Source organism: Microcoleus sp. PH2017_09_SFU_O_A (genome assembly GCF_020738625.1).
Taxonomy (GTDB): domain Bacteria; phylum Cyanobacteriota; class Cyanobacteriia; order Cyanobacteriales; family Microcoleaceae; genus Microcoleus.
On the sequence record NZ_JAEQCF010000140.1, the window covers coordinates 1 to 8,897 of the forward strand.

Here is an 8,897-nt window from a genome sequence, read left to right on the forward strand (position 1 = left end):
TTAACGAGTTGTGGACTTCCTTCTCGACCTTAACAGGCTGGCTAGTACTGACAGAACTGCGGTTTACAAACCGGATAATTGAGCCTTGGTTTTCGGCATTGCAGATATTATATCAATTCTAGACTTATCTTGTCCAGTAAGCTTTGACTAAGTTTAGGGAACTATTTCGCCCTGTAAGTTAACCTCTTGCTCTGCGTCCTCTGCGTCCTCTGCGGTTCAAAAAAATAAGTCTTGTTTGCGCCAAAACATCCAGACTTGCTATCTCCATCTACATATTTATTCAGGGTAAGTGGCCAATGCCCACGCTACGTCTCAACGTTATGTCTACTAAGTTCTCAATAACTTTATATCTAACTTAAAATTGATGAAATTCAGTTCAGATGACGTACTTTGGTTAAGTGTAAGTCCGAGTTTACATTGGTTCGATCGCTCTCTACTTGCCTATTTAAATCATTCTGTCCCCGTGCAAATATGGGAATATGAACAAACTGAAGACGAAGGTTGTTCTTTGGATATGGCTGTTGAGCTTTTGCACGACTTTTTAACAATGCGCGATCGCCCAATTCACCTCCTAGGCCACAGTACCAGTGGATTAGTTGGTTTAATGTATGCCCGTCGCTATCCTCACAAAGTAAGTTCTTTGGGACTTTTAGGTGTGGGTGTGCCATCTGCGATTAATTGGCAAGCACATTACTACACGCATCTTTCAGCTTTTCCCTGGAGTGGCAAACAAGTTTTAAGTCAAATGGTTGGCGATATGCTGGGATTCCAAAATCAAAGTATCAATCAAAAATTTATACCATATTTTGAGGATGACTTAGCCTGTTCTCCCTGTCCTCACTCTTTATTTAGGGTGATTAATTCTAGCGATAAAGGTGTAGAAGTACCTTTGTTGATATGTAGTAGCAAAACGGATTTTGTGGTATCTCCTATTGTCATGCGCCGCTGGTCAAAATTTCTCAAAAAAGGCGATCGCTTTTGGGAATGTCCAGACGGGCGGCATTTTTTCCATCACTTCTATCCGGAAGAAGTCGGGGAAGAAATACTTAATTTTTGGCTATCCCTACACAGTCGCCAACTGGTTTTAGATTTTAAATTTTAGGGGCGATTGCTATTTATTGTTCGATTTAAAGCGAAACAGCCGCATCCCATTTGCCGTCACGATTAAGGAAGTTCCCATGTCTGCAAAAACTGCAAATGCTAGCCCGACAAACCCAAAAGTTCCCAACAGCAAAAACAGCGCTTTTGTGACTATTGAAAAAATCACATTCTGCCGAATTACAGCTACAGTAAGGCGGCTCAAATCGACTGCATAGGCGAGTTTTCTCAAATCGCTGCCCACCAAAACTACATCGGCAGTTTCTAGGGCTATATCAATGCCGCCAACTGCAAAGCTGATATCGGCGGCTGCTAAAGCGGGGGCATCATTAATGCCGTCGCCCACCATTCCTACAGCCCCAAATTTTCGCAATTCTTGAATCTGTTGCAATTTGTTTTCTGGTAGCAATTCTGCTTTATACTCAGATAGGTTGAGTTGTTGGGCTATTTGCTGAGCTACAAAAGTGCGATCGCCCGTCAGCATCACCAGATTGTTCAAACCCATCTGTTTGAGCAAATGTAGGGCTTCGGCAGCTTCCAGTCGCAAGCCGTCAGCCAAAGCAATCACTCCCAACAAACCGCGGCTGCTGCCGACTAAAACGGGAGTTTGCCCTAATTTCTCGATATCATCTAGCAGAGATACTGCTGATTGTGACAGTTCGATATTTTGGTCGGCAAATAAGCGGCGATTTCCGACAAAATAGAGGTTGTTTGCAAAATTAGCAGCAATTCCTTTACCCGGATAAGCCGTAAAATTTTCGGGAGTTTCTAACTCGATTCCTGCTTCCTTCGCTTTGGTAATAATTGCCTTAGCTAAAGGATGTTCCGATTTTTGTTCCAAAGAAGCTGCAATTAACAATACCGTGCTGGCGCTCAATTCTCCCAAGTCGTAAACCTTTTGCACAACGGGTTTACCTTCAGTCAAAGTTCCGGTTTTATCAAAAGCCAGACTCTTGATTTTTCCAGCATTTTCTAAGCCGTTTCCGCCCTTAAATAACACGCCTTGACTGGTGGCTGCACCGATGGCGCTGACAATGGAAACCGGAGTGGAAATTACTAAGGCGCAGGGACAGGCTATGACTAACATTACCAGGGCGCGGTAACACCAGACGCTGAACGGTTGACCAAAAATTAAGGGCGGAATTAGTGTAAGGGCGATCGCACTTACAATCACAATAGGAGTATAAATCTCTGCAAATTTGTCCACCCACTGCTGAGTTGGGGCGCGGCTCGATTGCGCTGACTCGACTAAGTGCACAATTTTCGCAACCGTGGTATCATTCGCAGTGTGGGTAACTTTGACTTCCAAAAAGCCAGTTTGATTTAAAGTTCCGGCAAAAACCCGATCGCCCGTTTCCTTATCTTCAGGGATAGATTCGCCCGTAATTGGCGATTGGTCGATCGCCGAATTCCCCGATACAACTATCCCATCTAATGCTACCCTTTGGCCGGGACGAATTGTCAGAATTTCTCCAATTTGAATTTCCTCAACTCGCACCGTCACTTCATCGTTATTGTCGCGCTTGACAGTTGCAGTCGGTGGTGTTATGTCCATCAAACTAGCAATAGCATGGCGAGTGCGGCTGAAAGTGAAAGTTTGCAAAGTTGTTCCCAGACTAAACAGGAATACAACTAACGCCGCTTCAAACCAATCGCCTAAAGCCACCGCGCCAATTACCGAAATAGTCATCAACAAATTCATGTCGGCGCGGCGCAATCGCAACTCCATGAGGCCCGCGCGGGCGATCGCAAATCCGGCTACAATAATACCGATACCATAAAAACCGCGCGACAGCCAAATTGCGATTCCTAAATACTGAGTTAGCAATCCCAGAACTAATCCCAAGCCTGCTAAAATTACAGTCTGTCCCCGGCGATTGCGAATCCAGAATTCCCAGTTAGTGGGATTTGTCTTTTGAGTTTTCTGGACTGTTGAATGCTGGTGATGATGGTGTTCATGTTCGTGCGAACAACCGGAATTCTCCGATGATGGTATTGCTGTGGTAGTCTGTTCGATCGTGTAGCCTAAAGTTTGAATGCGATCGAAAATAGCTTTTTCTGTTACTTGTTGAGGATCGTAATTTAACCGCAAACTTTCTGTTGCAAAAACTACATTGACTTCGGTAAGTCCGGGCAGTTTTTGCAAGCCTGCTGCTACTGTTTTGGCGCAGTTGCCGCAGTCCATTCCGCCAATCTTAGTTTGTAGCGTTTTGAGGGAAGGAGTTTGAGTCATTATTCAGTATCCTTTTGAGATTTTAGAATGATTATCATCATTGAACATATATTCAGATGTTTAATAAAATCATATACCAAATTGTATAATTTTAACTGGTTAACTGGTTCCCAGGCAGAGCCTCCGGATCTGCGTTATATCAATTCCGGCTGCGCCGGAATGACAAGCGAGGAGACGGCAGTGCCGTTTCCCTACAATTAATCACGGTAGGGACACGGCACTGCCGTCTCCTGATTTCTTAATGGCAAGTTGCAGAAACCGGATCTTTTGCTGACACCGACTCGCCCGGATTTACCCATACATAAATCTCGGTGGCATCGTCGGCGCAACTGTGACATCCACCACACTTTTTAGCTTCTGCCATTTTACTGATTCTGCCTTTGCGAATTAGGCGATTTAACATTCCGCGCAAAGCATCACCATCCATGCGGAAGTGAATTTTTAGATCCGCGATGGAGGCTCTTTTGTTGTCAGCAATAAATTTTTGGATGTCGCTTAAAATCATGGTTTTTCTCCTTTGTTTGATTCTTAAACGCAGATGAACGCTGTTATTGGTTAATGCTTATTAGTTACTGGTTATTTGCTGGCTGCTATGAATAACTAATAACTAATAACTAATAACGACTAACTACTGATTGCTTCCCGTCGCTTTGCTCGTTTTCCACCAGCTAGTTTTAATGCCACAAGAGTCAAGCCCATCGCTATGATTAGTCTGACAATGCAAACCAGAGATGAGTCTGGATGCTCTGAAAATGTGGCTATTTGATAGTATCCAACTGCTGTAAAATAGGCGACACCAGTAGTCCATAGACCTGCGAATACAGTCCACCCCAAGTTAGTTTCGCGGTAAAGTGCGGCCGTTGCAGAGACGCAGGGAAAGTACAGTAATACGAATACCAAATAAGCAAAGGCGGCTTTATCAGAACCGAACCGCTGGGACATTTGTCCGTAGGTGTTACCAGAAATACCTTGCGCTTCTGCTGCTGATTTTTGGTCTGTAATATTGGCAGAACTTAAGCCGAGGGGATCAAAAATTTGACCGGGAAGTTTTGTGAGATTTTCTGGGATGCTAAAAAATGCTTTGCCGATGTTTCCCCAGAAGCTAAATTCTTCTTCTTTCTCCGGTTCTCCACCTGCTGCTTTTTGTTCGTCTGCTAGTTGAGTGTATAAGGAATCTAAGGTTCCAACCATGACTTCTTTGGCAAATACTCCTGTTAGTAAACCGACGGTGGCGGGCCAGTTTTCTTGGGTGATTCCCATTGGTGTAAATACAGGTGTTGCCGCGCGGCCGACGGCGCTAAGAATTGAGTCTTTGCTGTTGTCTTTGCCGAAGGAACCATCGGTGCCGACTGAACCCATAAATCCTAGTATAACGACCATAATTACGATCGCAATTCCCGCCTTTTTGATAAAAGCTTGCAATCTGTCCCAAGTCCGCAGCAGCACGCCTTTAAGCTTAGGAATGTGGTAGGGCGGCAGTTCCATCACAAACGGTGCAGCTTCTCCTTGCAGGATGGTGTTTTTTAAGATTAGCCCGGTGAGCACTGCTGCTAAAATACCTAACAGGTAAAGCCCCAACACCATGTTTTGACCGCCGACTTGGAAGAATGCGCCGCAAAACAGGGCGTAAACTGCTAATCTGGCACTACAAGACATGAATGGATTCATCATAATCGTCATCGTGCGATCGCGCTTATTTTCTAATGTCCGCGTCGCCATGATTCCGGGAATATTGCACCCAAAACCGATCATCATCGGTACAAAGGATTTGCCGGGAAGTCCGACAAATCGCATTAATCTGTCCATCACAAAAGCTGCCCGTGCCATGTAGCCGCAGTCTTCGAGGGCTGACAAACACAAAAACATCATCCCAATTTGGGGAATAAAAGTAGATGTAGTTTGAATCCCCCCACCAGCACCTTTTGCCAGCAGTCCGATCGACCATCCAGGGGCTTTGATAGTTTCTAAAAGGGCGCCGAAACCATCTACAAAAATTGTCCCGAAGAATTGGTCAAAGAAGTCGATAAACACTCCCCCAACGTTAATCGAAATGGTGAACATTAAGTACATCACCATCAAGAATACGGGAATGCCTAACCAGCGGTTGAGCACAATTTGGTCGATTTTATCGGAAAGATTGGCTTTGACTTCTCTGGAAGATTCGGCGACGCCTTGAGTCAGGGTGCGGATGAAGGTGTAGCGGCTGTCGGCGATGATAATATCTAAGTCGTCATCGAGGGTTTCGTGGACTCGGCGGCGGTGCGGGACGACTATTTTTTCTAACTCTGTATTGGCGAGTTCCGGGGCGACTTCATCCTGGTATTCTAGTAGTTTCAGGGCTGTCCAGCGGGCATCGATACTGCGGTTTGGGCTATGCTGTTGGATATGCGGGATTAGTTGGGCGATCGCATCTTCGATGACAGCCGGATAAGCTACACAGGCAGATGGTACGATCGGCTTAACCAGCGCCTTATTCACAGCATCGCGCAACAAAGGCACCCCGTCATTTGACGTAGCACTCATCGGCACTACCATACAGCCGAGGCGTTCTGCGAGTTTGCTAACATTAATTCGGATGTCTCGTTCCTTGGCAACATCCATCATGTTTAGCGCGACTATCATCGGCACGCGCATCTCTAAAATTTGCGTTGTGAGATACAAATTTCGTTCTAAGTTGGAAGCATCAACAATATTCACAATCACATCAGCTTCGCCAGATAGCAAATAATCTCGCGCTACCAATTCATCGAGTCCGGTATCTCCATCTTCGGCATCGATAGAATAAACTCCCGGCAAGTCAACAATAGTAATTACAAAACCGTCGTGAGGGTATTTTCCCTCTTTGCGTTCAACTGTTACTCCCGGCCAATTACCGACTCGCTGGTTAGCACCTGTCAACGCATTAAATAAAGTAGTTTTTCCACAGTTGGGGTTGCCCACCAATCCAATGATTTGCTTAGTCATTCTTCTACTTCCTGTACAAATAAGATATTGGCTTCATCTTTCCGCAAACTGAGTTTGAAACCCCGCACTAGGATTTCTACGGGATCTCCTAGGGGTGCGTGGCGGGTAACAGTAAATTCTGTTCCCGGCGTCAATCCCATTGCTAACAATTTACTTTTGTAACCGCGGGCTGTTTTCTCATAGCCAACTACTCGGCCGATGCTGCCAACAGCTAAATCTCGCAGTTGTTTTTTATCGTTCATTTTTTTCTATTGTAATGGCTAGTTATTCAGTTAACAGTTAACAGTTGACAGTTGACAGTTGACAGTTGACAGTTGACAGTTGACAGTTGACCGCTTGAGGGCTACCTCTCCATAAAAGGAAGAGGATTGAAACAGTAAATAATTTTGTTTTATTTCCCCCTAAAACGAGGAGGTTTTAAACCCATTCTTCTTGGTAATTGGTAATTGGTAATTAAGTGCATTGGTCATTGTTCATTGGTAAGCTGTTGTGGCATTTAAACTGTATGTCAAGAAATAATCAAACTCTTGCGGGGTGGATTCGCAGTACCGCCCCGAATATTGCAGTTTAAATGAGCAACAGCTTAATAACTTTTTTTCATGTCCAATGCCCAATGCCCAATGCCCCGTGCCCAATGCCCAAATTCCGTTAATTCGTACACATAATTTTTTGTGCCATACCCGCCCCCAAACCAATGCGGTTGTCGCCAATTCCCACAATCACGGAACCCCCTGAATTGCTGACTATTTGAACTTCGATGCCGGGGACTAATCCCATGCCGATGAGGCGCCGCACAGTGCCTTCTGAACCTTTGAGTTTGACTATCCGCAGCTTGTCGCCAACGCTTGCCATTGCTAGCGGGAATGATTTACCTTGAGCTGAGTCTGGCTGAATTTCTGTGCTATCCTCTGCGGTTTGAGAGACTTCTGGTGTCTCGCCGTAAAAGGTAAAAGCCCCGAACTGTCTGGGGTTTAGCTGTTCGTTTTGTTGGCTGTATTCTTGGGTGTTTTCTTTCATCTGTTCTGGTTGTCGATCGATTTTAGTAACTTTTTGCTTTGGCTTGCTTGTGCACCAGACTTGAGATTAATTCTCAATACTGGCAGCGCACAATGGTATACATCGCTAAATTTCCAGTTTCAGCGAACTCTTTCCCTGTTAATATTTCGGACACAGCCATCCAACCAGCCCAGAAAGACGATTTTTTGGCGAGTTCGTAGTTTTAATCTCTCTTGCGTTAGATGCCAATGTGCGCTTTAACCCCCACGAAGCAATATCTACTGCTCTTAAGCATAGTAGATTAAAAAGGAATTATTAGCAACTATTCTCAAATATTTTAACATATAGTTAACAAACTCAGCCTTAGCCGAGATGCCACGAGACTAAGTATAGGGAAACTTCACTCAGTTTATAGACATTTATCGTCATCTATACTCATTTATCCTTGATCGGCAAACCCCTGATCAGCTCTCTGATCACGTCGGTTTTTGTCCTTTTTGTCTGAGCGCAATAGCGATCTAACATTTCCATCTCTATGTCTGGTACTCTCACCGTCAAAACCTTATCTGATATTCTTGCCATTAGTCCTAACATCTGCTATAGTGGTGTTAGTACAACACTAACACAGATGAGGCTAGTACAGAAACATATTATTGACAAACATCACGGCTTTTATGCTGAGTGCGCCCGCTTGTGCTTTCTGTCTAAGAATCTGTTCAACTACGCCAATTATCTGATTCGGCAATCTTTCATCTTTGAGGCCAAATACCTTAACTACAACGCTATGGTGAAGTTGTGTCAGGGAACGGCTGATTATACGGCACTGCCAGCTAAGGTTAGCCAACAGACTTTAATGAGATTGCACGAAAGTTGGATCTCGTTTTTTGAGGCGAGTAAGAAGTATGCGAATTGTCCACAGAAGTTTCTTGGGCGTCCCAAGCTTCCTCAGTACAAACATAAAACTGATGGTCGATTCGTTGTTACTTACACATCCCAGGCAGTTAGCCAGCAATGGCTGACAAAAGGAGTAGTTCATCTTTCCCAAACAGACATTTTTTTGACAACTCGGGTTCGTGAAATTCAACAGGTACGAATTGTACCATTACCTTTTCACTATGCGATCGAGGTAGTATATGAAGCTATTGCTCAAACACAGCAAGGGAATGAGGAAAATATTGCAGGTATTGATATCGGGTTAAATAACCTTGCAGCACTTAGTTCAAATGTTTTGGGGTTGACACCATTAATCATTAATGGAAGACCTCTTAAAGCTCTTAATGCTTATTACAACAAGAAAAAAGCCCAACTACAATCTCAGCTCAAAAGAGAGCAGCAGACATCCAACAGAATCAAACAACTGACGCACAAACGCAACTGCAAAGTTGATAATTACCTGCATAATGCTAGCCGACTTATCATCAATCACTTGGCAGCCAACCATATTGGGACACTGGTGATTGGAAAAAATGATGGCTGGAAACAGGAAATCAACATCGGCAAGCGCAATAATCAGAACTTTGTCAGTATTCCTCACGCTCGATTTATTGAGATGCTCAAGTACAAAGCTTGCTTAGCAGGAATTAAAGTGGTAATTACTGAAGAAAGC

8 protein-coding genes are annotated in these 8,897 nt (G+C 44.3%); 2 read left to right on the forward strand and 6 right to left on the reverse strand.

Annotation, left to right across the window (positions count from 1 at the left end):
* Positions 1 to 364: 364 nt before the first annotated feature.
* Positions 365 to 1,102, forward strand: a complete 738-nt coding sequence (locus tag JGK16_RS31320) for an alpha/beta hydrolase (RefSeq protein WP_293193792.1) — start codon at positions 365 to 367, stop codon at positions 1,100 to 1,102.
* Positions 1,103 to 1,111: 9 nt separating this feature from the next.
* Here the strand turns inward: JGK16_RS31320 and JGK16_RS31325 are convergent, their stop codons facing one another.
* From JGK16_RS31325 to JGK16_RS32860, 6 genes are all read right to left on the reverse strand, one after another.
* Positions 1,112 to 3,331 carry a cation-translocating P-type ATPase gene (locus tag JGK16_RS31325; protein ID WP_293193790.1) on the reverse strand — a complete coding sequence of 740 codons (2,220 nt, stop codon included), beginning with the start codon at positions 3,329 to 3,331 and terminating at the stop codon, positions 1,112 to 1,114.
* 238 nt (positions 3,332 to 3,569) lie between these two features.
* The gene (locus JGK16_RS31330) at positions 3,570 to 3,836 is read right to left on the reverse strand and encodes a FeoC-like transcriptional regulator (RefSeq protein ID WP_293184402.1); all 267 of its coding nucleotides are present in this window, start codon (positions 3,834 to 3,836) and stop codon (positions 3,570 to 3,572) included.
* A gap of 119 nt (positions 3,837 to 3,955) precedes the next feature.
* On the reverse strand, positions 3,956 to 6,295 hold the full coding sequence (gene feoB, locus JGK16_RS31335; protein WP_293184405.1) for a Fe(2+) transporter permease subunit FeoB: 2,340 nt from the start codon (positions 6,293 to 6,295) through the stop codon (positions 3,956 to 3,958).
* Positions 6,292 to 6,537 carry a FeoA family protein gene (locus JGK16_RS31340; RefSeq protein ID WP_293184408.1) on the reverse strand — a complete coding sequence of 82 codons (246 nt, stop codon included), beginning with the start codon at positions 6,535 to 6,537 and terminating at the stop codon, positions 6,292 to 6,294. The genes feoB and JGK16_RS31340 overlap by 4 nt, the downstream gene beginning before the upstream one ends.
* A gap of 406 nt (positions 6,538 to 6,943) precedes the next feature.
* Positions 6,944 to 7,312, reverse strand: a complete 369-nt coding sequence (locus JGK16_RS31345; RefSeq protein ID WP_293184410.1) for a FeoA family protein — start codon at positions 7,310 to 7,312, stop codon at positions 6,944 to 6,946.
* Positions 7,313 to 7,726: 414 nt separating this feature from the next.
* Complete coding sequence (locus JGK16_RS32860; protein ID WP_363319178.1) at positions 7,727 to 7,885, reverse strand: ribbon-helix-helix protein, CopG family; 159 nt, start codon at positions 7,883 to 7,885, stop codon at positions 7,727 to 7,729.
* Here JGK16_RS32860 and JGK16_RS31350 point away from each other — a divergent pair.
* Positions 7,827 to 8,897 (forward strand): transposase (locus tag JGK16_RS31350; protein WP_293193788.1); only part of this gene is annotated, 1,071 nt, incomplete at its 3' end. The genes JGK16_RS32860 and JGK16_RS31350 overlap by 59 nt on opposite strands.

Excerpts from the sequence above, each read along its gene's own strand:
- JGK16_RS31320 (WP_293193792.1), top strand. The coding sequence starts at position 365 with ATGAAATTCAGTTCAGATGACGTACTTTGGTTAAGTGTAAGTCCGAGT.
- JGK16_RS31325 (WP_293193790.1), bottom strand. The coding sequence starts at position 3,331 with ATGACTCAAACTCCTTCCCTCAAAACGCTACAAACTAAGATTGGCGGA.
- JGK16_RS31330 (WP_293184402.1), bottom strand. The coding sequence starts at position 3,836 with ATGATTTTAAGCGACATCCAAAAATTTATTGCTGACAACAAAAGAGCC.
- feoB (WP_293184405.1), bottom strand. The coding sequence starts at position 6,295 with ATGACTAAGCAAATCATTGGATTGGTGGGCAACCCCAACTGTGGAAAA.
- JGK16_RS31340 (WP_293184408.1), bottom strand. The coding sequence starts at position 6,537 with ATGAACGATAAAAAACAACTGCGAGATTTAGCTGTTGGCAGCATCGGC.
- JGK16_RS31345 (WP_293184410.1), bottom strand. The coding sequence starts at position 7,312 with ATGAAAGAAAACACCCAAGAATACAGCCAACAAAACGAACAGCTAAAC.
- JGK16_RS32860 (WP_363319178.1), bottom strand. The coding sequence starts at position 7,885 with ATGTTAGGACTAATGGCAAGAATATCAGATAAGGTTTTGACGGTGAGA.